This is a genomic window from Mycobacterium sp. P2_H7 (genome assembly GCF_056403275.1).
In genome coordinates this window covers 428,053-454,430 of record NZ_JBFUFU010000010.1, presented here as the reverse complement: position 1 = coordinate 454,430, position 26,378 = coordinate 428,053, and the positions used below count along the sequence as shown (strand labels likewise).

30 protein-coding genes, 1 tRNA gene and 5 pseudogenes are annotated in these 26,378 nt (G+C 66.7%); 11 read left to right on the top strand and 25 right to left on the bottom strand.

What is annotated here, in order from left to right:
* Window positions 1–7: 7 nt before the first annotated feature.
* Genes AC1DY7_RS17600 through AC1DY7_RS17585 form a run of 4 tightly spaced genes read left to right on the top strand, consistent with a single transcriptional unit; the run spans window position 8 to window position 2,568 of the window.
* On the top strand, window positions 8–655 hold the full coding sequence (locus AC1DY7_RS17600; RefSeq protein WP_477494970.1) for a TetR/AcrR family transcriptional regulator: 648 nt from the start codon (window positions 8–10) through the stop codon (window positions 653–655).
* Window positions 656–692: 37 nt separating this feature from the next.
* Window positions 693–1,073: a carboxymuconolactone decarboxylase family protein gene (locus AC1DY7_RS17595; protein ID WP_477494969.1), complete on the top strand. Its 381-nt coding sequence runs from the start codon at window positions 693–695 to the stop codon at window positions 1,071–1,073.
* Window positions 1,070–1,981: an NAD(P)-dependent oxidoreductase gene (locus AC1DY7_RS17590; RefSeq protein WP_477494968.1), complete on the top strand. Its 912-nt coding sequence runs from the start codon at window positions 1,070–1,072 to the stop codon at window positions 1,979–1,981. Before AC1DY7_RS17595 ends, AC1DY7_RS17590 begins: the two co-directional genes overlap by 4 nt.
* Complete coding sequence (locus AC1DY7_RS17585) at window positions 1,978–2,568, top strand: carboxymuconolactone decarboxylase family protein (protein ID WP_477494967.1); 591 nt, start codon at window positions 1,978–1,980, stop codon at window positions 2,566–2,568. Before AC1DY7_RS17590 ends, AC1DY7_RS17585 begins: the two co-directional genes overlap by 4 nt.
* On the opposite strand, the gene AC1DY7_RS17580 is transcribed toward AC1DY7_RS17585, so the two are convergent.
* The 3 genes from AC1DY7_RS17580 to AC1DY7_RS17570 all read right to left on the bottom strand — a co-directional run bounded on the left by AC1DY7_RS17580 (window position 2,565) and on the right by AC1DY7_RS17570 (window position 5,599).
* Entirely contained in the window at window positions 2,565–4,004 is a 1,440-nt protein-coding gene (locus tag AC1DY7_RS17580) for an alpha/beta hydrolase fold domain-containing protein (RefSeq protein ID WP_477494966.1), read from the bottom strand. The genes AC1DY7_RS17585 and AC1DY7_RS17580 overlap by 4 nt on opposite strands.
* Window positions 4,005–4,109: 105 nt before the next feature.
* On the bottom strand, window positions 4,110–4,901 hold the full coding sequence (locus tag AC1DY7_RS17575; protein ID WP_477494965.1) for a bestrophin-like domain: 792 nt from the start codon (window positions 4,899–4,901) through the stop codon (window positions 4,110–4,112).
* Between the two features lie 254 nt (window positions 4,902–5,155).
* Entirely contained in the window at window positions 5,156–5,599 is a 444-nt protein-coding gene (locus AC1DY7_RS17570) for a hypothetical protein (protein ID WP_477494964.1), read from the bottom strand.
* 102 nt (window positions 5,600–5,701) lie between these two features.
* On the opposite strand from AC1DY7_RS17570, the gene AC1DY7_RS17565 reads away from it, so the two are divergent.
* On the top strand, window positions 5,702–6,673 hold the full coding sequence (locus AC1DY7_RS17565; protein WP_477494963.1) for an NAD(P)-dependent alcohol dehydrogenase: 972 nt from the start codon (window positions 5,702–5,704) through the stop codon (window positions 6,671–6,673).
* 141 nt (window positions 6,674–6,814) lie between these two features.
* Here the strand turns inward: AC1DY7_RS17565 and AC1DY7_RS17560 are convergent, their stop codons facing one another.
* The 3 genes from AC1DY7_RS17560 to AC1DY7_RS17550 are packed head-to-tail and all read right to left on the bottom strand — an operon-like array spanning window position 6,815 to window position 7,876.
* Window positions 6,815–7,237 carry a pyridoxamine 5'-phosphate oxidase family protein gene (locus tag AC1DY7_RS17560; protein ID WP_477494962.1) on the bottom strand — a complete coding sequence of 141 codons (423 nt, stop codon included), beginning with the start codon at window positions 7,235–7,237 and terminating at the stop codon, window positions 6,815–6,817.
* 38 nt (window positions 7,238–7,275) lie between these two features.
* Window positions 7,276–7,557 carry a hypothetical protein gene (locus AC1DY7_RS17555; protein WP_477494961.1) on the bottom strand — a complete coding sequence of 94 codons (282 nt, stop codon included), beginning with the start codon at window positions 7,555–7,557 and terminating at the stop codon, window positions 7,276–7,278.
* A gap of 10 nt (window positions 7,558–7,567) precedes the next feature.
* Entirely contained in the window at window positions 7,568–7,876 is a 309-nt protein-coding gene (locus AC1DY7_RS17550) for a DUF3349 domain-containing protein (RefSeq protein WP_477494960.1), read from the bottom strand.
* Between the two features lie 156 nt (window positions 7,877–8,032).
* Here AC1DY7_RS17550 and phoU point away from each other — a divergent pair, with 156 nt between their 5' ends.
* Entirely contained in the window at window positions 8,033–8,680 is a 648-nt protein-coding gene (phoU, locus tag AC1DY7_RS17545; protein WP_477494959.1) for a phosphate signaling complex protein PhoU, read from the top strand.
* On the opposite strand, the gene AC1DY7_RS17540 is transcribed toward phoU, so the two are convergent.
* The 6 genes and pseudogenes from AC1DY7_RS17540 to AC1DY7_RS17515 form a co-directional block, all read right to left on the bottom strand.
* Window positions 8,677–9,096 (bottom strand): helix-turn-helix domain-containing protein, encoded by a 420-nt coding sequence (locus AC1DY7_RS17540; RefSeq protein ID WP_477495065.1) that lies wholly within the window; start codon window positions 9,094–9,096, stop codon window positions 8,677–8,679. The genes phoU and AC1DY7_RS17540 overlap by 4 nt on opposite strands.
* A gap of 237 nt (window positions 9,097–9,333) precedes the next feature.
* Window positions 9,334–9,969, bottom strand: coding sequence for a GPR1/FUN34/YaaH family transporter (locus AC1DY7_RS17535; RefSeq protein ID WP_477494958.1), 636 nt, complete (start codon window positions 9,967–9,969; stop codon window positions 9,334–9,336).
* Between the two features lie 166 nt (window positions 9,970–10,135).
* Window positions 10,136–10,549 (bottom strand): annotated as a pseudogene (locus AC1DY7_RS17530) (arsenate-mycothiol transferase ArsC).
* Complete coding sequence (locus AC1DY7_RS17525) at window positions 10,546–11,223, bottom strand: arsenate reductase ArsC (protein WP_477494957.1); 678 nt, start codon at window positions 11,221–11,223, stop codon at window positions 10,546–10,548. Before AC1DY7_RS17525 ends, AC1DY7_RS17530 begins: the two are co-directional and overlap by 4 nt.
* A 35-nt stretch (window positions 11,224–11,258) precedes the next feature.
* Window positions 11,259–12,329, bottom strand: a pseudogene (arsB, locus tag AC1DY7_RS17520) (ACR3 family arsenite efflux transporter); the annotation flags it as partial.
* A 4-nt stretch (window positions 12,330–12,333) separates the two neighbouring features.
* Window positions 12,334–12,819 carry an ArsI/CadI family heavy metal resistance metalloenzyme gene (locus AC1DY7_RS17515; protein ID WP_477494956.1) on the bottom strand — a complete coding sequence of 162 codons (486 nt, stop codon included), beginning with the start codon at window positions 12,817–12,819 and terminating at the stop codon, window positions 12,334–12,336.
* A 95-nt stretch (window positions 12,820–12,914) separates the two neighbouring features.
* Here AC1DY7_RS17515 and AC1DY7_RS17510 point away from each other — a divergent pair, with 95 nt between their 5' ends.
* A complete protein-coding gene (locus AC1DY7_RS17510) occupies window positions 12,915–13,274 on the top strand; it encodes an Rv2640c family ArsR-like transcriptional regulator (protein ID WP_477494955.1) in 360 nt (119 codons plus the stop codon).
* Window position 13,275: 1 nt separating this feature from the next.
* Here the strand turns inward: AC1DY7_RS17510 and AC1DY7_RS17505 are convergent.
* The 6 genes and pseudogenes from AC1DY7_RS17505 to AC1DY7_RS17480 form a co-directional block, all read right to left on the bottom strand.
* Window positions 13,276–13,647: pseudogene (locus tag AC1DY7_RS17505) on the bottom strand (recombinase family protein); the annotation flags it as partial.
* A gap of 368 nt (window positions 13,648–14,015) precedes the next feature.
* Window positions 14,016–14,088 (bottom strand) — tRNA-Ala (locus tag AC1DY7_RS17500).
* 51 nt (window positions 14,089–14,139) lie between these two features.
* Window positions 14,140–15,219 (bottom strand): divisome protein SepX/GlpR, encoded by a 1,080-nt coding sequence (gene sepX, locus AC1DY7_RS17495; RefSeq protein WP_477494954.1) that lies wholly within the window; start codon window positions 15,217–15,219, stop codon window positions 14,140–14,142.
* A gap of 171 nt (window positions 15,220–15,390) precedes the next feature.
* Window positions 15,391–16,044, bottom strand: a complete 654-nt coding sequence (locus tag AC1DY7_RS17490; protein ID WP_477494953.1) for a GNAT family N-acetyltransferase — start codon at window positions 16,042–16,044, stop codon at window positions 15,391–15,393.
* A gap of 70 nt (window positions 16,045–16,114) precedes the next feature.
* Entirely contained in the window at window positions 16,115–17,368 is a 1,254-nt protein-coding gene (gene glp, locus AC1DY7_RS17485) for a molybdotransferase-like divisome protein Glp (protein ID WP_477494952.1), read from the bottom strand.
* A gap of 39 nt (window positions 17,369–17,407) precedes the next feature.
* A complete protein-coding gene (locus AC1DY7_RS17480; RefSeq protein WP_477494951.1) occupies window positions 17,408–18,319 on the bottom strand; it encodes a UTP--glucose-1-phosphate uridylyltransferase in 912 nt (303 codons plus the stop codon).
* Between the two features lie 53 nt (window positions 18,320–18,372).
* Here AC1DY7_RS17480 and AC1DY7_RS17475 point away from each other — a divergent pair, with 53 nt between their 5' ends.
* The 4 genes and pseudogenes from AC1DY7_RS17475 to mscL all read left to right on the top strand — a co-directional run.
* Window positions 18,373–18,957: a 5-formyltetrahydrofolate cyclo-ligase gene (locus AC1DY7_RS17475; protein WP_477494950.1), complete on the top strand. Its 585-nt coding sequence runs from the start codon at window positions 18,373–18,375 to the stop codon at window positions 18,955–18,957.
* A 67-nt stretch (window positions 18,958–19,024) separates the two neighbouring features.
* Window positions 19,025–19,375 carry an FmdB family zinc ribbon protein gene (locus tag AC1DY7_RS17470; RefSeq protein WP_477494949.1) on the top strand — a complete coding sequence of 117 codons (351 nt, stop codon included), beginning with the start codon at window positions 19,025–19,027 and terminating at the stop codon, window positions 19,373–19,375.
* 61 nt (window positions 19,376–19,436) lie between these two features.
* Window positions 19,437–20,096 (top strand): SAF domain-containing protein, encoded by a 660-nt coding sequence (locus AC1DY7_RS17465; RefSeq protein WP_477494948.1) that lies wholly within the window; start codon window positions 19,437–19,439, stop codon window positions 20,094–20,096.
* 73 nt (window positions 20,097–20,169) lie between these two features.
* A pseudogene (gene mscL / locus AC1DY7_RS17460) lies at window positions 20,170–20,508 on the top strand (large-conductance mechanosensitive channel protein MscL); the annotation flags it as partial.
* On the opposite strand, the pseudogene AC1DY7_RS17455 reads toward mscL, so the two are convergent.
* The 7 genes and pseudogenes from AC1DY7_RS17455 to rpmF all read right to left on the bottom strand — a co-directional run.
* A pseudogene (locus AC1DY7_RS17455) lies at window positions 20,509–21,053 on the bottom strand (MspA family porin); the annotation flags it as partial.
* 378 nt (window positions 21,054–21,431) lie between these two features.
* Window positions 21,432–21,590: a hypothetical protein gene (locus AC1DY7_RS17450; RefSeq protein WP_477494947.1), complete on the bottom strand. Its 159-nt coding sequence runs from the start codon at window positions 21,588–21,590 to the stop codon at window positions 21,432–21,434.
* A 129-nt stretch (window positions 21,591–21,719) separates the two neighbouring features.
* The gene (locus tag AC1DY7_RS17445; RefSeq protein WP_477494946.1) at window positions 21,720–22,214 is read right to left on the bottom strand and encodes a MogA/MoaB family molybdenum cofactor biosynthesis protein; all 495 of its coding nucleotides are present in this window, start codon (window positions 22,212–22,214) and stop codon (window positions 21,720–21,722) included.
* Between the two features lie 68 nt (window positions 22,215–22,282).
* Window positions 22,283–23,650, bottom strand: a complete 1,368-nt coding sequence (locus AC1DY7_RS17440; RefSeq protein WP_477494945.1) for a S1C family serine protease — start codon at window positions 23,648–23,650, stop codon at window positions 22,283–22,285.
* A 155-nt stretch (window positions 23,651–23,805) separates the two neighbouring features.
* On the bottom strand, window positions 23,806–25,299 hold the full coding sequence (locus tag AC1DY7_RS17435) for a HAMP domain-containing sensor histidine kinase (RefSeq protein ID WP_477494944.1): 1,494 nt from the start codon (window positions 25,297–25,299) through the stop codon (window positions 23,806–23,808).
* On the bottom strand, window positions 25,299–25,985 hold the full coding sequence (locus AC1DY7_RS17430; RefSeq protein WP_477494943.1) for a response regulator transcription factor: 687 nt from the start codon (window positions 25,983–25,985) through the stop codon (window positions 25,299–25,301). Before AC1DY7_RS17430 ends, AC1DY7_RS17435 begins: the two co-directional genes overlap by 1 nt.
* Window positions 25,986–26,071: 86 nt before the next feature.
* Window positions 26,072–26,245, bottom strand: a complete 174-nt coding sequence (gene rpmF / locus AC1DY7_RS17425) for a 50S ribosomal protein L32 (RefSeq protein ID WP_024453127.1) — start codon at window positions 26,243–26,245, stop codon at window positions 26,072–26,074.
* Window positions 26,246–26,378: the final 133 nt, after the last annotated feature.

Below are 26,378 nucleotides of genomic sequence, written 5' to 3'. Positions count from 1 at the left end.
TCCGCGTATGACTCAAGCGCTGCGCCGCACTCGCGGTCGCCCCCGGGCAGCTAACGGCTCGGAGACTCGTGAGCGAATCATCCGCGCGGCTCGACAGGTTTTCAGCGAACTTGGCTACGATGCGGCCACTTTCCAGGCGATCGCCGAGCGCGCCGATCTGACCCGGCCCGCGATCAACCACTACTTCCCCAACAAGCGGGCCCTGTATCACGAGGTGCTGACGGCGACGAACACCGCGCTGATCACCTCGGGCGTGACTGCCGCTGCCGGCCAGACCACGCTGGTGGACAGGCTGTCGGCGTTCCTCAGCGGGATCCTGCTGGCACACCGGGAGTACGACTCGGCCGCGGCGTTCCTGGTGACCTCGATGCTGGAATCCCACCGCCACCCCGAGCTGAGCCAGGATGCTTACGCCCCGCGTGACGACGTGCGCGCGTTCGTGGGCAGCGCGGTCACCGAAGCCGTGGCGCAGGGCCAACTCGATCCCGGCACCGACCCGGACACCCTCGTGGAGATGCTGCTGGTGCTGATGTTCGGCATGGGCTTCTACGCCGGTTTCGTGGGTACCGACGCCGAGGTGACCGCTGTGGTCGATAAGTTGCAGAGGTTGTTGGCCAACAACTTGTGGAAACTGCACGAGCCTGCCGCCACCTGACCGCGCCGGGCCCTTGCCGATGTGAAAGAGGGCTCACGTGGATCAGCAGACCTACGACCGCGGACGGCAGGTCCGCACCGCCGTGCTCGGCGAGGAGTACGTCGCCGCGGCCATGCGCAACGCCGACGAGTTCAGTGCTCCGCTGCAGGATCTGCTCACCGAGTACTGCTGGGGCGCTGTCTGGGGCCGCGAGGGTCTGGAACTCAAGACCCGCAGCATGCTCAACCTGGCGATGATCGCCATCCTCAACCGGCCGCAGGAACTGCGCACCCACCTTCGTGGCGCCCTGAACAACGGCGTGACGCGCGAGGAGATTCGCGAGGTCTTCCTGCAGGTCGCCGTCTATGCGGGTGCGCCCGCCGCGGTCGACAGCTTCCGCATCGCCCGTGAGGTCTTCGCCGAACTCGACGGCGCGTGACGGTCGGCTTCGTCGGGCTCGGGAACATGGGCTTCCCGATGGCCCGCCGGCTCATCGACGCCGGCCACGACGTCACCGTGTGCGACACCCGGGCCGAGGTGCTCGACGAAGCCGCGGCGCTGGGGGCGACCCCGGCGTCATCGCCCCGCGACGTCGCCGACCGGGCCGAGACCGTGTTGGCGAGTCTGCCGTCGGTGCAGGCGTCGCTGACGGTGGCGACCGGACCAGAGGGAATCGTGCACGGGTCCGCGGTCCGGCGGTTCGTCGACCTGTCCACGGTGGGTGCCGGACAGGCCGCGCACATCCACGGTGTGTTGGCCCACCGAGGTATCGCAGCCCTGGACTGCCCCGTCAGCGGCGGGGTCCGCGGCGCCCAGAACGGGACGCTGGCGTTGGTGGTGTCGGGGGCCCGACCCGACTTCGATGCGCTGCTCCCATTGCTGGAACTGCTCGGGCGGCCGATCTTCATCGGCGCGAAACCCGGTGCGGCGCAGACGATGAAGCTGGCCAACAACCTGCTGGCGGCCACCACGCTGGCCGCGACCGCGGAAGCGGTCGTGATGGGCGTCAAGGCGGGCCTGGACCCATCGGTGATGATCGAGGTGTTCAACGCCGGCTCCGGCGCCACCCACGCCAGCCGCGACAAGTTCCCGCGCGCCATCCTGCCTCGTACCTTCAACTTCGGGTTCGCGACCGGGCTGATGGTCAAGGACCTGCGCCTGTGCCTGCAGGAAGCGGCCGAACTGGGCCTCGCCCTGCCGGTGTCGGAGGCCGTGGGGCAATCTTGGGAGGCAGCCCTGATCGATCAGGGCGCCGAATCGGATTTCACCACCATCATCCGGCCGATCGAAGACGCCGCCGGCGTCATCGTGGACGGCCGTCAGCCAGGAGAGGACCGGCCGCAATGACCCGTGTTGACCCGCTGCCCCCGAAGCAGTGGCCGCCGACGATGCGCGAGGCCCTGGCGGCGATGAACCCGCCGGTGCGCCGCCACGAGCCGATCGCCACCGAGGGCAGGCCCAAGGGGCTCAACGTGCTCGGCGCGCTGGCGTACCACCCCGAACTGGCGCGGGCGTTCTTCACCTTCAACGGTCATCTGCTGTCGGCCACCTCGCTGACCCCGCGTCAGCGCGAGCTGCTCATTCTGCGCACGGCAGTGCTGCGCCAGTCCGAATACGAGTGGGCCCAGCATGTGGTGATCGCCGGTGATGTCGGGATCTCACGCAACGAGGTCACCGCGATTGCGTGGGGTCCGGATCACTCGGACTGGTCGGAAGCCGACGCGGCGCTGCTGCGCACCGCCGACGAGCTGGTCTCCGACGGCGTGATCGGTGACGCGACATGGGCGGCGCTGACCGCACAGCTGAGCACCCAGCAGATCCTGGACGTCATCTTCACCGTCGGCGCGTACGAGACGCTGGGCTGGATGTTGCGTTCGTTCGGCGTCCGGCTCGACGACGACGTGCGCGACTATCTGGCCAACCGCGACGATTAGATCAGCAGGCCGAGTTCGCGGTAGATGTCGCGGCGCACCTTGGGCGCCTGCGAGTTGATCGGCAGCCCGCCGATGGGCCAGTCGTGGAATTGGCCGTCGCCGATCACCAGGGAGAAGGGCGCCCCCGAGGACACCGCCTTCTGCTGGAACAGCAGCATGTCGGGCAGCATGTATTCCAGCGACCCGATGTAGACGGTGGTCTGCGGGAAGGCTCGCAGCACTTCGGGTTCGATGAACAGCGGGCTCATCATCGGGTCCCGCGGATCCAGGCCGTCCCCCCAGTGGTTGACGGTGCTGTAGAAGCCGAGATCGTTGATGTCGATGATCGGGTCGTCGGTCGTGTAGAGATCAGGATTCGACAGCGACAGGTCGGGGGTGAAGGAGATGAGCACCATGCGGGCGGGCAGCGCGTCGCCGCGCTGGACCATCTCCCGCAGCGCGCCGAGGGCGAGGTTGGGGCCGGCCGAGTCCGCGTAGACGCTGACGTTCTCGGCACCGTGCGCGGCGACCTGGTTCGCGATGTAGTCGGCCATCGCCGGGACGACCGTGACGGCAGTGCCCTTGTCGGTGGTGGCCAACGGATAGATCGGGACCACCACGGTGGCGCCGGTCTGCCGAGCCATATTCGAGTAGTCGATCCAGTGCAGCAGGTTCGGCTGCAGGATGAACCCGCCACCGTGGACGGCGACGACCGTCTTGCCCGACGGTTCGGGCGGGGTGAATTCCCAGACCTTCCAGGTATTTCCAGGCGACGCCTCGAACTCGGTCTTGCGGACGTCGAGGCCGAACTTGACGAAGAACGGTGGGTTGGCGCTGGCGATCAGTTTGCCGATCTGCCCGTACAGATCGACGCCGATGATCTTGGACACCACCCGCACCACCCGCAGCGCAGCGACCGTCACCCGGTCGATGAGGGTAGGCGGACCCGTGTGGGTGATGGAATCGGCCACTTCGGCCGTCGCGACGGGTGCCGACTGCGCGGTGGTCGGCAGGTCGGGCCTGGCCTGCAGCTCGCGCCTGCTCACCACCGGAGCTGCGAGTTGCGACTGCGCGGCAGGAGTTTTCGGCTTGCGGACCGGTTTCGGGTCGGCCGGCGTGGTCGCGAGCACCGCCGTTGCCGACGTGGGCGTGGCCTTCAGCGACCGGTGCGGGCGGACGCCGGGCCGGGCGTTCGGGGGACGGGCTGCGGCGGGCTCGGCGTCGTCGGCGTCGGACTTCTTCCCGAGCGCGGCGGGACCGCGGTGAGCGGGAGGCTTCTTCGCCGTCGGGTCGGCCTTCGGCTCCGCACCGGCCGCCGGTGCCGATTCGGCCGCCGAGGGTGACGCACCGTCCTCGGCCCACGCCGTGCCGGCGCCCCACCCCGATAAGACGGCGGCACCGAGCCCCATCGCTACCGCCATTCCACGCACACCGATCACACCCGAATGCTCCCCCATGCGCTCAGGTATAGCGCGTGCACGGTCTCACCATGCGCGGTTCGACAGAATCGGGGCGGCCGTGCGATATCCGCACAAGCACTGGGCGGCAAGGTGTTTGCGAATTCAGACACTCGGCTCGCTGAGTACCTGCACCGCCTCATGCAACGGGTTCGGCGAGGTCGCGATGTCGCCGATGAACGGATGGGCCAGTTCGAGGACCAGAAACAGGTTGGTGGCCACCAGCACTCCGACGATGACCACCATCGGGTAGTGCATCGCCGGGCGCTCGACGCCGTAGATGATCGCGGTGCCCAGCACCATGGCGCTGGTGATGAACACCACCGCCCAGATCGGCCAGGGCGGACCGTCGTCGTTGCGGGCCTGCAGGATACGCACGGTCCGCGCTTGGGCGATCTTGTCCAGGTTGGCGAACGATGTTGAGAGAAAGGTCTTCTGGGCGTCGTTCGTCGTCTGGATCTGGGTGTAGGCGGTGCGCAGGTCGGTCAGCGCCCGGTCGGCGGCCGGCGACCGCTGGTTACCGCCGTCGCTCCATTCGGCGATCGCGGCGTTCTCGTAGGCCAGCAGGGCGGCCCGCACCCGACCCCGGTCGGCCGGGGCGAACACCGTCACGTCCGTGGCCATCTGCACTGCAGCCGCACCCTCGGCCCGGGCGTTGCCGTCCGCGGTGTTGATCTGACCCCACATCGACGAGACGACGAAACCGATGAAGAAGGCGTAGACGAAGCCGATCACGCCATAGGTGAAGCGGGTGACGTCATTGTGTTCGTCGAGGGTAAGCGCCGGGAAACGATGACGCATCACCCTCAGGATCAGCACCGCGCCGCCGGAGATGACCACGATCAGGATGAACAGCAGGATTCCAGCCGGGATGTGCTCGACCAACGACGCCGCCACGGAGCCTCCCCTCGATCGTCTTTCGAACCTTAGGCGACGCCCTACCCCGGCGCCGCAAATCCGTGCTCAGGCTCCGTCCGGGCTGTGCCTACGATGACATCACACGTCTGGCCGATGTCCCGGGGGAAGACACAGTCAAGGTCACTTTCGCACAACTGCGCCAGGCCAAGCCGCAGTTGTGGACGTCCGCCGCCAACGACATGCGCAGCGCGGCTCTGCAGTGCGAACGTGTCCGCGATGTCCAGCGGCGGTCGCTACGCCCGGCCCTTCAGCTGCCCTGGCAGGTCGGCACTTCCGTAATTGATCGAGGTACGGATGGCTTTGTCATCGAAGAAGGCTGCACGGCAGGCGAATTCCAGACTCGCATTCTTGCCGTCACGACCTTGGGAGTTCACGGTACCGTTGACCGCCCACACCGCGGCCACCTTTCCGGCGTCGAACCCGAGCCGGACATGGTCATCCTCCGACAACGAATCCTCTCGCGCGCGCAGGGTGCCGAACTGCGCGGTCAAAGGAGCGGCCAACGTCCCGCGCACAGCGTCCTGGCACGCGGTGGTGGCGGCATCGTGGCGAGGATCTCCGGTCAGGCCGAACCAGCCGGTCAGACTGCCGATCAGCACCGCCACGCCAAGTACGACGGCCACGCCTACCCCGATGACGACGGCGCGATCGCGCAATCCCCCGCCGGTGCCGGCCATCGCGTCTCCCCCCCCGTCCAGAGGAATGGTACCGCCCGCCAATTGGTCTGCGAGCGACTCATTCTCGCCGTCAGCATAGGCATCCGCTCCTACGATGAGGCGATGAAGGCCATGGCCCAGCGGACCTGGGCGGCAGGCGCGCCCCTGGTACTGCTCGAACTGCCCACCCCGCAACCGCGTAAGCACGAAGTCCGGGTGTGCGTGCAGGCGGCCGGGGTGAACCCCGTGGACTGGAAGATGCGCAGCCACGGGCCGCTGCGATGGGCGGCGCGTCTCCTGGGACCGCGGCCGCCGGTGATCGTCGGCGTCGATTTCGCCGGGGTGGTCGACGCCGTCGGGCCCGGGGTGACCCGCGTCGCCGTCGGCGATCGGGTGGTCGGTGGCACCAACTTCGCCCGCCGACAGCACGGCTCGTACGCCGACACGGTGCTGGTGCGTCAGGACCAGATCTGCCGGCTGCCCGATTCCGTGGACATCACGGTGGCCGGCGCCCTGCCCATTCCCGGCGTCACCGCGTGGATGGCGGTGGTGGACCTGGGCCGGATCCGGCGGGTGCCGTCGGCCGAACGCCGGGTGTTGGTGCTCGGCGCCTCCGGTGGCGTCGGCCAGCTGGTGGTGCAGATAGCCCGCAGTGAGGGCGCTTTCGTCGGCGGCGTCTGCTCGACCGGCAATGTCGCTCGGGTGCTCGATCTGGGCGCCGATGTGGTCATCGACTACACCCGCGGTGACGCGCTGACTCAGGCACGAGCCCACGGGCCGTTCAGCGTGATCGTCGATTGCGCCGGCGGATACTCCGGCCGCCGTTGCCGAGCCCTGCTGGCTCGGGGCGGGCGGCACATCATGGTCGCCGGCGACGACGCGGGGGCGGCACTGCAGCGGCTGATGGCGCCACGAAAGTCCAAGGGAATTTTGGGCAGGCCCACCGGTGCCCGGCTTGAGCCGTTGGTGGCCGCACTGGTCGATGGCAGTCTGCGGATCGCCATCGCCCAGACGCTGCCGCTCACGGCCGCCGAGGAAGCCCACCGGCTCAGCCGAACGGGGCGGATGACCGGCAAGTTGGTACTGGAACCCTGAGCTCGGCGATCATAGGTTTCAACCAGCTATCGGGAGGGGATTAGTAGCGACAGGCGTGTGGGTGCCAGCCCGGGTGGTCTCCGCGCCAGGTTCCCCCGGTACAGACTGCTGCCGGGGGGACCGCTCGGAGAGCGAATCCCGTCAGGAGTAGTCCGCGGTCAACCATCGGTCGGGCCGCACGATGAACAGCACGCTCGGCGCATCCTTCATGCTCTCGACGAAGGCGCGTCCACCTTCCTCGCCGAGATACCGGATGGCAATCGCTTCCCGTGCATCCTGAGGCGCGGGCGCGACCGTCTCCACGACGCTGCCTTCGACGACGACGTACTGGTAGGGCGGCTCTTCATGTTGCACCACCAGCGTTACCACACCAGCGCGCTCGATGAGGCGGGCCTTGCGGGAGGCGGCGCCGGTGTTGATCCGGATGAGTCCGTCCGCAGTGTAGTCGTACCAGATCGGCACGCTCGCGGGCGGTCGTCCGTCGCCCGCTGCCACGGACAGCACCCCGACGTGCTTGGCTGCCAGGAAATCTTCGCGTTCTGATTCTCCGAATGGTCTGCTCATACTGGCGGGCAACGTCGCAGCGGTCCGCGCCTATTCCCTCACCGGACGCGCAGAAAGCGCTCGTCGATCGCTTCGAGCATCTGGGTGGCCTCGTCGATGCGCTGCAGCACCACCGCAATGCGGCAGGGCGGTTCCACGTATCCCTTCTCCTGGCAGCGGCGCCGCCAATCCGCCTCGGCTTTCGCGATTTTGACCGTCATGGTGGCGATCTCATTGCGGAGCACGTCGGCGAACAGCTCGGCCTGGGCACGTTCGGCGGGCTGCACCATGCGCAGCACCACGGCGTCGGCGACGTGGTCAGGCCTGCTGTCTATGACCATGTGCCCCAACCTATTTCGGGAATGTCAGCGGATCATCAATGGGCCAGCCGGCGGCCAGCAGGCGGTGTTCGACGCGTTGCACGTCCTCATGCGAGGGCATTTCGTCTGTCAACTTGGTGATGGCCACCCGGACATCGGTACCGTGCGCGGGTTTACTTCCCGCGGAAATCAATTCGCTTGCCAGCGTAAGTACTTCGTCCTCGGAAAGGCGTCGCCGTAAGACGGCCACCAACGGGATGTAGTCACCCGGCGGAACACCTTCGGGATAACCTGCTCGCAGAAACCCTAAAATTCGGGCGAGAACATCCGATAACGCCACGGCTCCCCCTCGGCCCCCCGGCCATATCTTCGCGGTCATTCCTTACTAGTCGCTGCCTACCGAGCCAGGCAACTGGTTTCACCCCCCAGCTAGGTCACATTAACGGTGAATTCACCAAATGCGCATCCCGCGCCGTTGAGCATCTACTGTGTGTCAATGCGGACCGCCTTCCAAGAGCAGCTCGACGGGCTCACCCGGACGCTCAGCGAGATGTGCGGGCTCGCCGGCACCGCGATGGAACGCGCCACCCAGGCCCTGCTCCAGGCCGACCTGCTGACCGCCGAGCAGGTCATCACCGATCATGACCACCTCGCCGAATTGCGGGTCCAGGCCGAGGAAGCCGCGTTCGTGCTGTTGGCCTTGCAGTCACCGGTCGCGAGCGATCTGCGACTGGTGGTCGGCTCGTTGCAGAACCTGGCCGATTCCGAGCGGATGGGTGGGCTGGCCCTACACGTGGCCAAGATCGCGCGCCGGCGCCATCCCAGCCACGTCGTGCCCGAGGAAGTCGACGGATACTTTGCCGAAATGGGCCGCATCGCAGTCGAACTCAGCAACTGCGCCCAGGAGGTCGTGTTGTCGGGCGATCCCCAGAAGGCCGCCCAGATCAGCCGTGACGACGACGCGATGGACCACCTGCACAAGCACCTCTTCACGGTGCTGATGGACAAGAAATGGGACCACGGAGTCGCCAGCGCGGTGGACGTCACCCTGCTGGGCAGGTTCTACGAACGCTTCGCCGACCACGCCGTGGCGATCGGGCGCAGGGTGATCTTCCAGACGACCGGAGTCAATCCCGAGCACTAACCCCGCAGCGTGTCGTGGGGACTGCGCCCGTACCGCTCGCGGTAGTAGACGGCGAAGCGGCCCAGGTGGGCGAAGCCCCAACTCTTCACGATCTCACCGACGGTCGTGGTGGCGCGGGTGCCGGCCACCAGTTCGGTGTGCACGTGGCGTAACCGCACCAGCCGCAGGTACTCGGTCGGCGTGCAATCGCGATGCTTGCGGAACATGTACTGCAGGGCGCGCGGGGTGATGTAGACGACCTGCGCGTTGTCCGTCAGGGAGATGTCGCGGTGTGCATTGCCCTCCATGAAGTCGATCGCGCGGCCGAGCAGCGTCGCCGGCTCGACGGGTGCCGGTGTCTCTCGCGTGAGAATCTCGGCGCTGATCACGCGCAGAGCGTCCGTGGTTCGCTGCCGGCCGGTGGTGTCGAGCAACATCTCGACCACAGCACGCCTTCTGATCGGGGTCCATACGCCCGACGAGCGTCCATCCAGACCCTTCTGGTCACCCATGGTGCCCGACGCACACCGGGAGGACCAGCGCCGCCGCAAACATCCTGTCGCGCAGAATAAAAAGAACCCCAGCCGCGGCTGAGGTTCTCGTTGTGGAGCCAAGAGTTGTGGAGCTAAGGGACGTTTGACCCGCCCCCTACCCTCTTCCAAAGCTGACGAAGCCTAGCCCACTAGTGGTCGGCCTAGAGGTAGCACTCGTCCGCCTAACTCTTCCCAGAGCGCCGCGAAGTAGAAGTAGACGACCACGGCGACAAAAAGGAACACTAGCCATCCTGCTGCGTGATTGGCCCAGGGCTGCTGCGTCTGGTTTCCGATGAGCAGGAGGACTAGCGCAGTGTCAACGATGGCGAGCACTGCCGGGTAGAGCCACGGCAGGCGAAGCGTGAGGACGGTCAGCACGCTGATGGACAGCAGCCAGCTTGCCAGCCACAGGGAAGTGGTCTGCTTGATGTCCGTCTGCGCGATGTCGAACCAGTTGTGGGTGAGGCCGAGTGCGAGGACAGCGTAGCTGCCGTAGAAGCCGAAGAAGGTGCCGTAGATGGTGGCGTTGACGTTTTGTCGCAGTGCTGCCGACCAAATGGTGGTGATGAGCAGTCCGACTGCGGTGGCGGACAAGAGGATGGGTATGGCGGCGTTGGAGCTGCTGACGATGCCCGTGTTGGTGGCTCCGAGGCCAAGCGCGCCGGGAATGATCAGGGGTAGGCCGATGAGGCCAGGGTTTCCTTCCGGAGCATTGACCGGTTGGGACGGTGGCGGTGCGTCTGTTCTCGGGGCTGGTTGGTCCACGAGCGTGGTCATACGGTGTCCCTTCCGGTGAGCGAGGCGCGGATCATTGCCACCAAAGAGTTGGTGCGCCTTCTATCAAGCTATGGCTCATCGGTGGCTGCGCCGACAGTTCTACTCGGGGTGGCGACTAACCCGATCTCGGCGAAACGTTCGGACTTGCCTGCTACATCGGCTCCGTTCATCGGCAGTGCAGTGATGCCACGCGTGCCGCGATGTCGTCGCGGGCCAGGCGCATCCGCTCGATGCCGTCGATTCCGCGCACGGAGGGTTCATCGGTGTCCCAGTTCTCAAACTGAGTTCCAGAAACGGGGTTGACCTGGCTTCGCGACCGAGAGTGATCACGAGATCGACTTCACGCACGAGGCGCGGATCAATGAGTGTCGGTGTGTTTCCTGTGATGTCGACACCGACTTCGGCGAGGGCCTGGGCGGAAAAATTGTTGACGGCGGTGCCAGGCTTGGTGCCAGCCGAGTACACCTGCACTGCCCCCCCCCCCCGAAATCTTCGCCATCAAGCCGGCGGCCATCTGGGACTTGCCGCCGTTCTTGACGCAGACGAACAGCACTGAGGGCTTACGCGTTGCCTCGGTCATCGGCGTTCAGGGTCGATGCCGAGTTCGGCGAGAAGGCGGCGCACCCGTTCCTCGATGTCATCTCGGATCGGACGGACGGCGTCGATACCTTGGCCGGCTGGGTCAGGCAGTTCCCAGTTCTCGTAACGCTTTCCGGGAAAGAACGGGCAAGCGTCGCCGCAGCCCATGGTGACAACTACGTCGGAGGCTTGGACGATTTCGTCGGTCCAAGGCTTGGGGAACTCGCGGGTGATGTCGATGCCGACCTCGGACATGGCGGCCACGGCGGCGGGGTTGATTTCGTTGCCTGGTTCGGATCCGCCCGACCAGGCCACACCTTGGTCTCCGGCCAGATGGTTGAAGTATCCGAGCGCCATTTGGGAGCGGCCTGCGTTGTGGGTGCAGAGGAACAGCACGGTGGGTTTGGTGTGGGTGATCTTGCCCTCGACGCGAGCCAGGGCGGTAAGGCGTTGGCGTGCCCAGCGTTCGGCGAGCAGTGGTAGAAAGTTGGGGATGCTGGCGCGCCCGGCGAACTGATCGTAGGACGAGTGCAGGAATCGTTCGATGGTTTCGACGCCGAAGTGTTCCCCGAAGTCGATGTGCAGGCGGGTCGCTGCTGACTTCAATGCAAGCTGCTGGTCGATGGATCGGTCGCGCCGAATGTGGGCGGCTAAGGAGACGGGACTGTCGGTCATGGTGTGCTCCTATCGGGCGTGGTGGTCGATGGTGATGTGGCGTTGGTGAAGCGGCGTCGCAAAGCGAGGGAGACGTAGACCAGCGCGACGAGTACGGGGACTTCGATGAGCGGGCCGACGACTCCGGCGAGTGCCTGCCCCGAAGTTGCGCCGTAGGTCGCGATGGCGACGGCGATGGCGAGTTCGAAGTTGTTGCCCGCTGCGGTGAACGCCAAGGTGGTGGTGCGTTGATAGCCCAGCCCGAGCAGAGCGCCCAGCAGGTAGCCGCCACCCCACATGATTGCGAAGTAGGCCAGTAGCGGTAGCGCGATACGGACAACGTCCAGCGGGCGACTGGTGATCTGATCGCCTTGCAGCGCAAAGAGAATGACGATGGTGAACAAGAGGCCGTACAGCGCCCATGGCCCGATCCGCGGGAGGAACTTCGCCTCGTACCACTCGCGGCCCTTTGCTTTCTCTCCGAGGCGTCGTGAGAGGTATCCGGCGAGCAGCGGTATGCCGAGGAAGATGATCACCGACTTGGCGATCTGCCACGGCGAGGTGCTGATGGTGGTCTGTTGCAGGCCGAGCCAGCCGGGCAGCACCGACAGGTAGAACCAGCCGAGCACGGCGAACATGACGACCTGAAAGACCGAGTTGAGTGCGACCAGGACGGCGGCGGCTTCACGATCCCCACAGGCGAGGTCATTCCAGATGATGACCATCGCGATGCAGCGAGCGAGTCCAACGATGATCAGGCCGGTGCGGTACTCGGCCAGGTCTGGCAGCAGCAGCCAGGCGAGCGCGAACATCAGCGCGGGACCAAGAATCCAGTTCAGCACGAGGGAACTGAGGAGAAGTTTGCGGTCCCCGGTGACGGTATCGAGTCGGTCGTAGCGGACCTTGGCCAGGACCGGATACATCATGATCAACAGGCCCAGTGCAATGGGCAGCGAGATGCCATCGACTTGCACCTTGTCCAGCGCGGTGTTCAGTCCTGGTACGAGACGGCCCAAGAGCAGGCCGACCGCCATGGCAAGGCCGATCCATACCGGCAGGAACCGGTCCAGCAGAGAGAGTTTCCCGACGACTGCGGTGTCAGCATCGGTTGCGGCGGGCGAGTTCATGAGTTCAGCAGCAGGCGTTAGTAGCGGTCGATTTCGCGGCCTCGGCATCGGAGGCGGTGCCACCACAGCAGGCGCCGCCCTCGGCGGTGCCCCCGTCAGAGTGTTCGGGGCTGGTGCCGAACGTGTCGGAGTCGGCAAGCACGGTGTAGACCTCCCACTTCTCGCCAGCGGGTCCGGTGACCCAGACCTTGTCTTGGGTAGCAAAGCAGCAGGTGGTGCCGATCTCCTCGTCGGTGAACAAACCCTCGTCGGTGAGGCGGGCGATCTCAGCGTGCACGGTCGCGCTGGACTCGACCTCGACGCCGAGGTGGTTGATGGTGCCGCCCTTGCCGGGGTTTTCCAGCAGGACCAGCTTCAACGGCGGCTCGACAATCGCGAAGTTCGCATAACCGGGCTTCACCTTGGCCGGCCGAGTGTTGAACAGCTTCGAATAGAAGGTGATCGCTTCGTCCAAGTCATCGACGTTGAGGGCGAGTTGAGCGCGGGACATAACGACTCCTACCTATGTGGCTTATGTCGAACTATGGTCAGGGACCATGCTGCCACCTCTTCGACGTATGTCAATATCCATGGCAAGATGGGTCCATGCCGAAGACGTTGCCCTCAGTGGACATGTCCGCGCCAGTCTGCTGCTCGCCAGTGGCCGCTGGTCCGGTCAGCGATCAGGCTGCACTAGAGATTGCGCTGCGACTCAAGGCATTAGCGGACCCGGTTCGCGTCAAGTTGGTCTCGCTGCTGTTCAGCTCAGATGCCGGTGAGGTGTGCAGTTGTGACCTGGCGACGGCGGTTGAACTGAGCGAGTCCACGGTCAGTCACCACCTGTCCCAGTTGCGCCGGGCGGGTCTGGTCGAATCCGAACGTCGCGGCATGAACGTGTACCACCGCCCGCGCCGCGATGCATTGATCGCACTCTGCACGGTCCTAGACCCGAATTGCTGCCGCTAGGTCACTCGTCGGCGTCCTCGGCCAATACGCGATGTACAGCCGCCCGCGATACACCGAGAGTGGCCGCGATGGTGCTCGCGGACTCGCCGCTAGCGTGCATCCGTCGCGCCAACGCCGTCTTGGAGTCATCAAGAGCCTTCGGGCGGCGAATCGACTGGCCGCGTGCCCGCCGCGCCTCCCGCGAAGCGGTACGGCGTTCCTTGCCCAGTTCCAACTCAAGCTCCGCGAGGCTGGCGAGCACGCCTGCGACCATGCGTCCAGCAGCATTCGACGTATCGATGCCTTCGCGGAGCGACCGCAACACGATCCCCCTCTCCCCGAGGTCGCGAATGGTAGTCATCACTTCGGCGGCGTTACGGCCCAACCGGTCGCCCGCGAGGGCGACGCCATCGTCGTTGTCGGCATCGCTTACACCGGACTGCGCTGGGGCAAGATGGCCGCACTACGTGTTATGGCTTTCGATATGCTGCGCCCGCCGCGTGAACGTGTCACGGTCGGTGACGGAATCCGTTGGGTTGCAGTGGAGTACGCCGAAGGCATGGGAACGGCGATCTGTGTCATTCCCTGCCGCGCTTGGCGAGGAGCTTGCCGCGCCTATGGTTGCGAAGGATCGCGATACCTTGGTGTTCGCCGACCAGCGCGGCGGGGTGTTGCGGACCGTCTTGATGCCGCGATCAAAGCCACCGCGGACCGGATAGAAACCCGAGTTCGCCAAAACCGCCCTGAACTGCTCAAACTCTGTGGAGCTAAGGGGAATCGAACCCCTGACCTTCTCGATGCGAACGAGACGCGCTACCAACTGCGCTATAGCCCCTTGTGCCGGTAGCACGTTACCAGGAACAGCGGCGGCGACCGAAACCGGCCGCTATTGGCCCGCGGCCCGCGGAAGATCCCAGCTCCGAGCAGCCCGGGTGTACTCCAGATGCTCGAAGATCGGGTCTTCGTCGTCGATCTCCAGCACCGCCGATCCGGGCCGGCGCAACCGCGCGGGCACGACGTCGTACTCGTGGTCGTCGGTGTTCTCGACGCCCAGCCGGGACCGCATCATGCGGTGCGCACGACGGCGGCGCAGCTGCTCCTCGATGCGGGTCTGGCGGCGCAGGTAGGCCAGGTACAGCAAGGTCACCGCACCGAGGGATCCGCACACCCACCACACGCTCGGGCCGAGCAGGAAGGAGAGCCCGGCCGTCACCGCCAGCAGCACCGCCATCACCGACAGCACCCGCTTGCGGAAGGTGTACTTGCGTGCGCTCACCGCCTGGGCGGTCTTGGACTCGAAGCGGTTGCGCCGCGCCGCCGTCAGCGACTCGGCGCCGGTCTCTTCTTCGGCTTCCAGCCCGGAGGTGTCCTCGACGTACTCGTAGTCGTCGTCGGTGCCATCGGATAGATCGTCCACGGACTCGTCCGCGGTCGTTTCGGTCGCCTCGCCTACTCCGGCTGCGGCCTCTTGAATGTCCTCGGCCACCGGCTCCGGTACGGGTTCGGCCGCCGGCTCCGCATCGCCGAAATCCAAAGGCAATTCATCGGTTTGGGGCGCGCCGGCGTCGACGGCACTGCCGAACGACTTGCCGATGGGCAGGGCGCCGGAATCCTCTTCGACGATGTCCACGTCCAGATAGGGCGATTCGACGGGCACCTCGACCGCCGCGGCCAGCACCACCGCACGACGTGCGGGTTGCTCGGCGGCGTCATCCTCGGCGTCGTCGAGGTCGCCGACGTACTCGGCTTCTTCCGGTTGCCATTCGGGGTCGCTGTGGTGCCCGTCGGCAGGCCGGGTGCGCCGGCGCAGACGGGTGTTGCGGCCCGTGTTGAGCACCCGAGTCGCAAGCGCGACATCGCTGGTGCGGCGGACCGTGTCGCGTTTACTCACCAGCATCGGCACCAGCACGAAAAGCCAGAGCACGACGAGCGAGATCCACAACAGAGATTGGGGGATGCTTGGCATGACGCCTTTCCTTTCCCCTTCAGGCTAGGTCTGTGACCAGCGCATCCGTCCACGGCGCGCCGAGACAATTACACACCTGTAATTCGCTGAGTACAAGCACCACCAGTAACACGAGTCACATTGGCCACATCGTGTCGTCGAAATCGATGAAAAGCCGGAATGAATCCGGGGTCAGGTCCAACTGGCCCGGCCGCTGCGCACCAACTGCGCGGCCACCGATCCCTGCACCTCTTCGAGGGTGAGCGCCACCAGCAGATGGTCGCGCCACGCTCCGTCCACGTCGAGGTAGCGGCGCAGCAGGCCCTCCTCCCGGAAACCCGCCCGCGCCAGCACGGCACGACTGGCCGTGTTCTCCGGCCGCACGGTCGCTTCCACCCGGTGCAGCATCACCGGCCCGAACGCGTGGTCCAGCCCCAGCGCCAGGGCCGCGGTCGCCACGCCCGCGCCGGTGAAATCCTTGGCCACCCAGTACCCGATCCACGCCGAGCGCAGCGCACCGTGCGTCACATTGCCGATCGTGATCTGGCCGGCGAACTGGCCGTCCAGCTCGATCACATACGGCAGCATCCGGCCTTTGCGGGCCTCCCCGCGCAGCCCTGAGCACACCGCCGGCCAAGACGAAAGTGCATGGCGCACTTCCCAACTCACCTCGGCACTGGGTTCCCACGGTTCAAGATGTGCACGGTCGGACAGGCGCAGCCTGCTCCACTGGGCGCCGTCGCGCAGCCGGATCGGGCGCAGGCTCACCAGCCCGGCCCGCACCCGGATGGGCCCCGCGGGCAGCGGCCATCCGGGATGCACCGCACTCGTACGCCAGCGACTCACGCGATTGCCTCGCAAGCTCGGCTCTCGCGTGCCATCTGTCGGTTCGCTCCGCACGCTGCGCTCACGTGGGTCAGCCGCGCTGTGCGAGGAACGCGACGTCGACGACCTCGCCGGTGCGGATCTGCTCGGCCTCACTGGGCACGATCACCAGACAGTTCGCCTCGGCCAGGGTGGCCAGCAGATGCGAGGACGCACCCGGGGTGCCGCCCAGCGCCTGCACCAGATACTCGCCGCTGTCCTGATCGCGCATCAGCTGCCCACGTAGAAAACCCTTGCGCCCGGCCACCGAACTGATCGGTGCCAACGTCCTGGCCTGGATCACCCGGCGCATCGGCTGCCGCTTGCCCAGCGACATCCGGATCAGCGGCCGGACCATCACCTCGAAGACCACCAGCGCGCTCACCGGGTTGGCCGGCAGGAGGAACACCGGCACCCCGTCGCGGCCGAGTTGGCCGAAACCCTGCACCGAACCGGGGTGCATGGCGACCCGCACCACTTCCATCTCCCCGAGTTCGGAGAGCACCGAGCGCACCGACTCCGCGGCGGCCCCGCCCACCGCGCCGGCGATGACCACCACCTCGGACCGGCTGATCTGGCCCTCGACGACCTCACGCAACTCCGCGGGATCCGTGCCGACGATGCCGACCCGGTTCACCTCGGCGCCGGCATCCCGCCCGGCCGCGGCCAGCGCGTAGGAGTTGACGTCGTAGACCTGCCCGTTGCCGGGCGTGCGGGACACGTCCACCAGTTCGCCGCCCACCGAGAGGACCGACATCCGGGGCCGCGGATGCACCAGCACCCGATCGCGGCCCACCGCGGCCAGCAGACCCACCTGCGCCGCGCCGACGATCGTCCCGGCCCGGACGGCCACGTCTCCCGGTTGAACGTCGTCCCCGGTGCGGCGAACGTAGGCGCCCGAACGCACCCCGCGCAGCACCCGCACCCGGGACTGACCGCCGTCGGTCCAGCGCAGCGGCAGCACCGCATCGGCCAGCGTAGGCATCGGCGCACCGGTCTGTACCCGGGCGGCCTGGCGCGGTTGCAGCCGGCTGGGGGTGCGGGCGCCCGCGTCGACGTGCCCGACGACCGGGAGGCTGACCTCCCGGCTCACCCCGTCGTCGTCCGTGCCACCGACCGCGATGACGTCGACGCTGCGGACGGCGTAGCCGTCGATGGCAGCCTGGTCAAAGCCCGGCAACGGGCGCTCGGTGACCACCTCTTCGGCGCACATCAAGCCTTGCGATTCGGCGATCGCCACTCGCACCGGACGTGGCGCCACCGCAGCAGCCGCTACTCGGGCCTGCTGCTCCTCAACCGAACGCACCGCACGCCTTTCTCCTGTTCAGGACCGGCCGCGCAGTCGCTATCTCTCGACCAGGTCCAATCGCTCGACCAACCATCGCCGCAGCTCCGGTCCGTAGTCGTCGCGCTCCAACGCAAAGTCAACCGCAGCCTTGAGGTAGCCGCCGGGATTTCCCAAGTCGTGTCGGGACCCGCGGTGCACCACCACGTGCACCGGATGGCCCTCTTCGATGAGCAGCGCGATCGCATCGGTGAGCTGGATTTCGCCGCCGACACCACGGTCGACCCTGCGCAGCGCGTCGAAGATGGCGCGGTCCAGCACGTAGCGGCCGGCGGCCGCGAACAGCGACGGCGCGTCTTCGGCCTTGGGCTTTTCGACCATCCCCTTGACCTTCAGCACGTTCGGGTTGGCCGCGTCGGGCACCACCTCGACGTCGAAAACACCGTAGGCACTGATCTCGTCCTCGGGCACCTCGAAGGCGCACAGCACCGAGCCGCCGCGCTTGGCCCGCACCTTGGACATGATCTCCAGCACACCCGTCGGCAGGACCAGATCGTCGGGGAGCAGCACCGCGATGGCGTCCTCGTCGGGCAGCAGCTTCTCCTCGACGCAGCCGACCGCGTGACCCAGTCCCAGCGGCTCGGCCTGAACCACGGCCTCGACCTTGATCAGGGCGGGCGCGCGACGCACCTTTTCCAGCATCACGTGCTTGCCGCGGGCTTCCAGCGTCCCCTCGAGAACGAGGTCCTCGACGAAGTGCGCGACGACACCGTCCTTACCCTCGGAGGTGATGATGATCAGCCGTTCGGCGCCGGCTTCGGCGGCCTCGGCGGCCACGAGCTCGATCCCCGGGGTGTCCACCACCGGCAGCAATTCCTTGGGGACAGTCTTGGTGGCGGGGAGAAAGCGAGTCCCCAGACCGGCCGCGGGAACGACGGCCGTCCGCGGGATCGGTACCTGTGCCTGTGTCATCCTCGACACACTAATGCCAGCGCGTTGATAGGCGAAGGGATAGCAGCGCAATCGTGGCAATCCTGACAAAACGCGCGCTCCGGATGCGGATTCTCGCGGCTCGTCGCACAGTGACCCCACAGCAGCGGCAGGCCGAAGCGGCTGCCCTGCAAACACACATCACGATGCTGCACCCGCTCGGCGGCACGGTGTGCGGCTACGTTCCGGTGGGGTCGGAACCGGGGTCGGTCGCCATGCTCGACACGCTCGTCGACGCCGGGGTCCGGGTGCTGCTGCCGGTGGCCCGCGACGGACAGCCCATGCAATGGGGTGACTACGTGCCCGGCGGATTGGTCGCCGCGCCGTTCGGCCTGCGTGAACCTGCGCCGCCGTGGCGGGAACCCGGCGCGATCTGCGCCGCGGCGGTGGTCCTGGTGCCGGCGTTGGCGGTCGACCGGCGCGGGAATCGGCTCGGCCGCGGCGCCGGTTTCTACGATCGGGCGCTCCCGCTGGCCGATCCGGATGCCCGGTTGATCGCGGTGGTGCGCGACGACGAACTGCTCGACGAGGTGCCAGCCGAACCGCACGACGTCGCGATGACGCACATGCTCACACCGGGGCTGGGCGTGGTGGCCCTGACCGGACAGGGAATGTCCTGACCCGTTTGGCGGTTCTAGCACTTGAGCCGGTAGAGTGCTAGAAAGTTTGACTGTCTCGGAGGTTTTCGTGCCTACCTATTCCTATGCGTGTACCGAATGCGACAACCGCTTCGATGCCGTGCAGGCGTTCAGCGATGATGCGCTGACCACATGCCCCAAGTGCTCCGGCCGACTGCGCAAGCTGTTCGGCAAGGTCGGTGTCGTCTTCAAGGGCAGCGGTTTCTACCGCAACGACAGCCGCGACTCCTCGAAGTCGAGCAGCAACGGCGGCAGCTCGTCGGCCAAGAGCGACAGCTCGTCGAGCACCTCGTCGTCGGATTCGTCGAGCACCTCGTCCTCGTCGACGCCCACCAACTCGAGTTCGAAATCCGGCTCCGGGTCGGGAACTTCGGCCCCGGCCGCGGCGGCGTCCAGCTAGTTATCCACAGGCTCGCCGACGCGGGCTGTGCACGTCCCCTTCGGCGGCCTAGCGTGGCCGCGTGGGGGAATCACTGAATCCTGCGTTGTGGACCCGATTTCGGCGCGCTGTGCGTCCCGACTGGAGCCGCACCGTGGCGGCCCGCCGGTGCGCGGCAGGCCTGCTCGTCGTCCTCGCGGCAGTGACCGCGCTGCGTCCCGACTCCGACACCGCGGTACGTCCCGTTCTCGTCGCAGCGCGCGACCTGGAGCCCGGGACGGCACTCACCCCCGCGGACATCCAGATCGAGGCCCGCACGGCCGCAACGGTTCCCGACGGCGCACAGAGCGACCTCGCGGCCGCACTGGACGCGACCCTCGCCGGGCCGGCGCGCCGCGGCGAGGTACTCACCGATGTGCGACTGCTCGGGTCGCGCCTGGCCGAGGCCACCGCGGGACCGCAGGCTCGCATCGTCTCGCTGCACCTGGCCGACGACGCGCTGGTCGACCTGATCCGGCCCGGCGATGTGGTCGACATCCTGGCCGGCGGCAGCACCGCAGGCGGCACCGACGCCGACCCGGAAGTGATCGCCACCGACGCGGTGGTGGCACTGGTATCCCCACGCGGGACGGGTGCGGCGACGGGCGCGGACCGGGTCGTCCTGGTGGCCTTGCCTCGCACAGCGGCCAACAAGGTGGCGGGCATGGCACTGACCAGGCAGATCACGGTCACATTTCACTGAGGACGACGTGCCGTCTGCTCGGTAAGGTTTGCGTCGTCGATCACGTCATCGCAACTGCAGGAAGGGTCCCCGCATGCTCAAAGGTTTCAAAGAGTTCCTCCTACGCGGCAACATCGTCGATCTGTCGGTCGCCGTCGTCATCGGTACCGCGTTCACGGCGCTGGTCACCAAGTTCACCGACAGCATCATCCAGCCGCTGATCAACCGTATCGGCGCAGGCAGCGATTCCGACTACGGAATCCTGCGCATCAACATCGGCGGCGGGCAGACCGTCGACCTCAACGTGCTGCTGTCGGCCGCCATCAACTTCGTCCTGGTCGCCACGGTCGTGTACTTCCTGATCGTGGTGCCGTTCAGCAGGTTCCGTAAGGAGAAGGAAGTCGTCGCCGACGCCGAGGTGGTTCTGCTCACAGTTCATGTTCCATGGCTCGCCGTAGGTGGTGACCGAGTCACCCTCCTTGGCGATCAACCGAGCGAACGGACGCAGCAGCACACCACCGGCAGCACCGGTCACCGTGCCATGCGCATTGGACACCGCGACCGCACCGTTGGCACCGGCCACATCGGTGGAGAACGTCGCGACCTCCTGGATGCCCGGGCCGTTACCCAGATCCGCGCTGATCGACGCACCCGGGAACAGGTTCGGGGTGATGACCTGCAGCGGGTTCGCCGGCGTCGCATCGTCGAGCAGGATGTTCGGGGTGGTGTAGCTGAAGTTGATACCCACACCCAGCGACCAGGGGAAGCCGATCTGGTAACCCAGCTCCAACGTGCCCTCGAAGTCATCGGCACCCTCGCCCGACACGATGTACTTCGCTGCTGGATGGTCAGGGTCCGGTCCTTGCCATCGACGAGGCTCAGCTCGTTGTCCAGACCCGCGTGAGAGGTGCCCGTGCCCACGAACAGCGCGGCAATAGCCGCCACCATCGCAAGCAGCACCCGACTGAATGCCTTCATGTTCTCCCTAGCTGTGCCGACGGTGTTCTGGCGTGACACCGTATCTGTCGATGTGAGGCCCGGCCCTAGCGCAACCTCACACCTTGCAAGACCTCCATGTGGACCGAATTAGAAAGCCCACATGTTGCTCTTACTCTTTGCTCATCGTTGACACGAGGAACATAACGGGGAGGCATCCACCCGGCAACGCGTACATGGCGCCGCCGGCCGACCATGTCTCACACTCGCAAAGTTTGCTGAGGCATGCATAACCAGCAACGATCGAGCGCACCAGGGGCGTCACACCACAGCGGTGACAAATTTGCCTTGCACGCCGAGTCGCGCAGCGATTTCTCTCGAAATCAAGAAGATTCCAGCCGATCAGGACGAAATCACAGCTCAGCCGTGGTGTGGCGGCACGTTGTCACGCAGCCACCGGTCCCGTTCGGACGCGTCGGCCGGCAAATCCTCGGCCCGCTCGTCACGCGTCGTGCTCGGCAGCTCCTCGCCGAAGATGGCGTTAACTACATCTCGCGATGGCTTGGAGGGTCCGCTCACATCACGCTCCTGCTGTGACCAACATCACATTTATCGGCACCGGCGTGTTCACATGAACGTAACGCTGCGGGCCTGCGATTTCTTCCCTCACGTGCGAGAACGGTCATATTCCGGGCCTGACAAACGGTGCTAAATGTCCAAGCTGGACAGCTGGCCGATGATCTGACCCGCGAGCGGACCGAGCGTGGCCATACCGTCGCGCACCGCGGCCCGAGAACCGGCGATGTTCACCACGAGGGTGCTGCCGGAGATCCCGGCCAGTCCACGCGAGACGCCCGCGTCGATGATGCCGGCGGACAGACCCGACGACCGCAGCGCCTCGGAGATGCCGAGCAGCTCGCGGTCCAGGATGTCGACGGTGGACTCCGGAGTGACGTCGCGTGGGCTCACACCCGTGCCGCCGACCGAGATGACCAGGTCGACGCCGCCGATGACGGCGGTGTTCAGCGCGTTGCGGATCTCCACCTCATCGGCGGCCACCACCACGACACCGTCGACCAGGAATCCCGCCTCACCGAGCAATTCGGTGACCAACGGCCCGCTGTGATCCTCTTCCCCATGTGCAGTCCGGTCGTCGACCACGACGACGAGTGCACGCCCTAACACCGACCCAGGTTGTTCCATGAGTGCAACCGTATATCCGGCCGGAGACAACGAAGCAGCCGACAGCCGTGCGTCGCCACGCGTGCGCGTCACTGGGCTGCCTTGCCCAGCGTGACGTCGAGGGTGGCCGGCTTCCCGGACGGATCCAGGTAGGTCACGGTGATCTTGGTGCCCGGCGCTTTCGAGCGCACCGCCGCCACCAGTGCGTCAGCGCTGCCGATCACCCGGTCGTTGACCTTGGTGACCACGACACCGCTGGGCAGGCCGGCCGACGCCGCCGCACCACCGGCAGTCACCTCGACGATCTTGGCGCCGTCGACGGCTGCGTCGTTACCGACCTGAACGCCCAGGGAGGCATGCGAGGCGGTCCCGCCCTGGACCAGCTCATCGGCGATGCGCTTGGCCTGGTCGACCGGGATCGCGAAACCGAGACCGATCGAACCGCTCTGGGACTGGCCGGAGTCGCCACCGAGGGTGGCGATGGCCGAGTTCACGCCGACCAACTCGCCGCTCATGTTGACCAGCGCACCACCGGAGTTACCCGGGTTGATCGCGGCATCGGTCTGGATGGCGTCCAGGACGGTGTTCTGATTCTTGGCGTCGCCGCCGGCCGCCACGGGCCGGTTCAGCGCGCTGACGATGCCGGTGGTGACGGTGCCCTCCAAACCGAGGGGCGATCCGATGGCCACCACGTCCTGACCGACCCGCAGGTTCTCCGAAGAACCCACCGTGATCGGCGTCAGACCGGAGACGCCCTGGGCGCGCACCACCGCGATGTCACTGCTGGGGTCGGTACCGACGACGCTGAACATCGCGGTGCGGCCGTCGGCGAAGGTCACCTTTGTCTGCGCGGCCCCCGCGGGCGCGCTCGGCGCCCCGGGCAGGGGCGGAGTGCCGGGACCGGCGCCGGCCACCACGTGGTTGTTCGTCAGGATCAGCCCGTCGGTGCTCAAGATGATGCCCGAGCCCTCTTCGGACGCCCTGCCCATGTCGGTCTCCAGCTTGACCACGCTGGGCACCACTTTCGCCGCGACCTGCTCGACCGAGCCGACGGGCAGGTTCGCGGCGGGCATACCCGGGGTCGCACCACCGAACGACGAGGTGGCCGTGGTCTGGTCGGGCTGGGCCAGGACCGCCACCCCACCTCCGACACCGGCCGACACCACCGCTATGGCAACCGCTCCGGCGACCAAAGCGCCTGTGCGCGAACGCTTCTCCGGCCTCGGTGGGGGTACTGCGGACGGCCGATAGGGATCGTATTGCGGCTGCGGGGGGTGCTGCTGACGGGGCTGCTGCGCGTAACGCCAGTCGTAGGTCGGCTGGTAGCCGGTCTGCGGACCATGCTGCGCGCCGTGTTGAGGACCTGCCTGCGGGACACCGTGCGGAGTGGGATACCCGGACCCTGGCTCATACCCGCCGGGGCGCTGCGGGGGCGTGTACCTGGGGTGGTTCGTCATGTGGCTCCGCGCTCTTTCCGTCGAGGTCCTGTTTCCTGGTCAACGCATCCATCACCTACACAGTGCCCAGCTGGGCTGAGAATCCACTTAGAGATCGACAAGGGACGCCGAATCCCCCTCGCGTCCCGATGCGCCACACTCCCCCAGGCCGAACGTCAATGATTCTCCGCGCCCGCCACCGCGCCGTCCACCGAATTGACGGTGCGTGTCGCGGCCGACACATCGGCGTTGCCGTCGAGGATCGCCCGCCGCCCGGGCAACACGACCCGGATCGACGTGCCCGGCGGATCACCACCGAGCACGGTGTCCTCAACCCGAAGCGTCCCACCGTGTTTGAGCACCACCTGTTTGACGATCGCCAGGCCGAGACCGGATCCGGGCATGGCCCGCGCCGAGGTGGACCGGTAGAACCGCTCGAACACCAGGTCGCGTTCCTCCGGCGGAATGCCGGGTCCCCGATCGGCGACCACCAGTTCGGCGTGCACGGCGTCGCGCTGCTGCAGGCGCACCGTCACCCGGCCGCCGGGCGGGCTCCACTTCGCCGCGTTGTCCAGCAGATTCAGGATCGCCCGGGACAACCCCGCGGCATCGCCGTAGATCTCCCACGAGATGACATCGGCGTCGAACTCGATATCGCCACGGCGCCGGCGAACCCGCTCCAGGGCGCGCTCCACCACGTCGGAGATGTCCACCGCCTCGTGGACGACGGCGCCGGCGTCGTCCCGACTCAGGTCCACCAAATCGCCCACCAGCGTGGACAATTCACTGATCTGGGCGATGACGTCGACTTGCAGGCCGGTCATCTCGTCGTCCGGCAGCCGGGGCGCTCCCGGCGCCATCGACGCCATCAACAGCTCGACGTTGGTGCGCAGCGAGGTCAGCGGCGTGCGCAGTTCGTGGCCCGCGTCGGTGACCAGCCTGGCCTGGCGTTCCCTGGATTCGGCGAGCGCCCGCAGCATCATGTTGAACGCCTCGGTGAGGCGCGCGAGTTCGTCGGTGCCGAGCACCGGGATCGGCCGCAGGTCATCGGTGCGGGCCACCCGTTCGGCCGCCTGGGTCAGTCTGCCCACCGGGCGTAGGCCGGCTCGCGCCACCATCCCACCGGAGATGGCGGCCACGGCCATACCCGCACCACCGACGATCGCGAGAATGGTGCCCAGCCGTTTGAGCAGCGCCAGCGTCGGGCGGAGGCTCTTGGAGATCAGCAGCGAATTGCCGTCGGCCAGATGCACGGCCAGCACCCGCTGATCGTTGGCCGTACGCAGCGACATCAGGAGCTCGCCCTGCACCACCGCCTTCTCCGGCGCGCCGAGCGGCAGGGTCTGGCCCTGCTGGTTGGCGGTGTAGATGTAGCGACCCGGGCTGACCAGCATCGCGTTCACATCCGAATAGGCAGTGCCCTCGATGGCCTTGCCCGGATCAGCGGCGAGCGACCCGCTCTCGATGAGCAGCTGGGCCCGGCTGTGCAACTGGGTGTCGATATCGGCGAACACCGACCGCGACACCACCACGTACACGGCGACGGCCATCAGGACCACGACCATGGCCACCATCGACATGGCGAGCAGCATCACCCGCCAGCGCAACGACACCGAACTGACGTTGCGGACCGTGCCGTATCGACGGGGCGGCGCTTTCACGTCTGACATCAGGGTGGAGTCTCACGCAGCACGTAACCCACCCCGCGAACGGTGTGGATCAGCCGCGATTCTCCTTCGGCCTCGGTCTTGCGACGCAGGTAACCGACGTACACCTCGAGGGCGTTGCCCGACGTCGGGAAATCGAAACCCCACACCTCTTCGAGGATGCGGCTGCGGGTCAGCACTCGGCGCGGATTGGCGATCAGCATCTCCAGCAGGGAGAACTCGGTGCGGGTCAGGCTGATGGACCGTTCACCACGGGTGACCTCGCGCGTCACCGGATCCAGGCTCAGATCGGAGAAGGTCAGCGCACGGTTCTCGATGCTGTCGTCCGGCACCCGGCGCCGCAGCAGCGCGCGCATCCGGGCCAGCAGCTCTTCGAGGGCGAACGGCTTGGGAAGGTAGTCATCGGCACCGGCATCGAGGCCGGCCACCCGCTCGGATACCGAATCCCGGGCGGTAAGAACCAGGATCGGCAGATCGTCACCGGTACTCCGAAGATGCCGACAGACCTCCAGGCCATCGAGCCTCGGCATCATGACATCCAGAACCAACGCGTCGGGGCGGTCACTGGAAATCAGATCCAGCGCCTCGACACCATCCTGGGCCAACTCGACCGAGTACCCGTTGAAGGAGAGCGACCGGCGCAGTGATTCGCGCACAGCGCGATCATCGTCAACGACAAGAATGCGCACCGCCACAGTGTCACCTGCGTGTCTGAGAGCGACCTGAGAGGCGCGCCGCAGAGCGGTCGAAGCCGGGTGGAACCCAGCTCAGCGCGCTACTTGCGGTCGAGGTCGACGAGACCGAGACGGGCAGCCTTGAGCAGGCGACGAGGCACCTTGTGCTGCTGTCCGGCCACGTTCACGTTGACCAGGCCGGTGGCCTCGGTCTTCCACTGTGCGCGACGGCTCCGGGTATTCGAGCGCGACATTCTCCGCTTCGGCACGGCCATGACGTGCTCCTCCTTAAGATTTGGTTCCCAAAAGTCAAAGTCGCGCGGAACATCAGCGGCGACAATTGCAATTGAGGATAGCCGGTGAGCCGCGTCGGCTCCAAAACGAGCCTGTGCGCGCCACTCGCCCCTT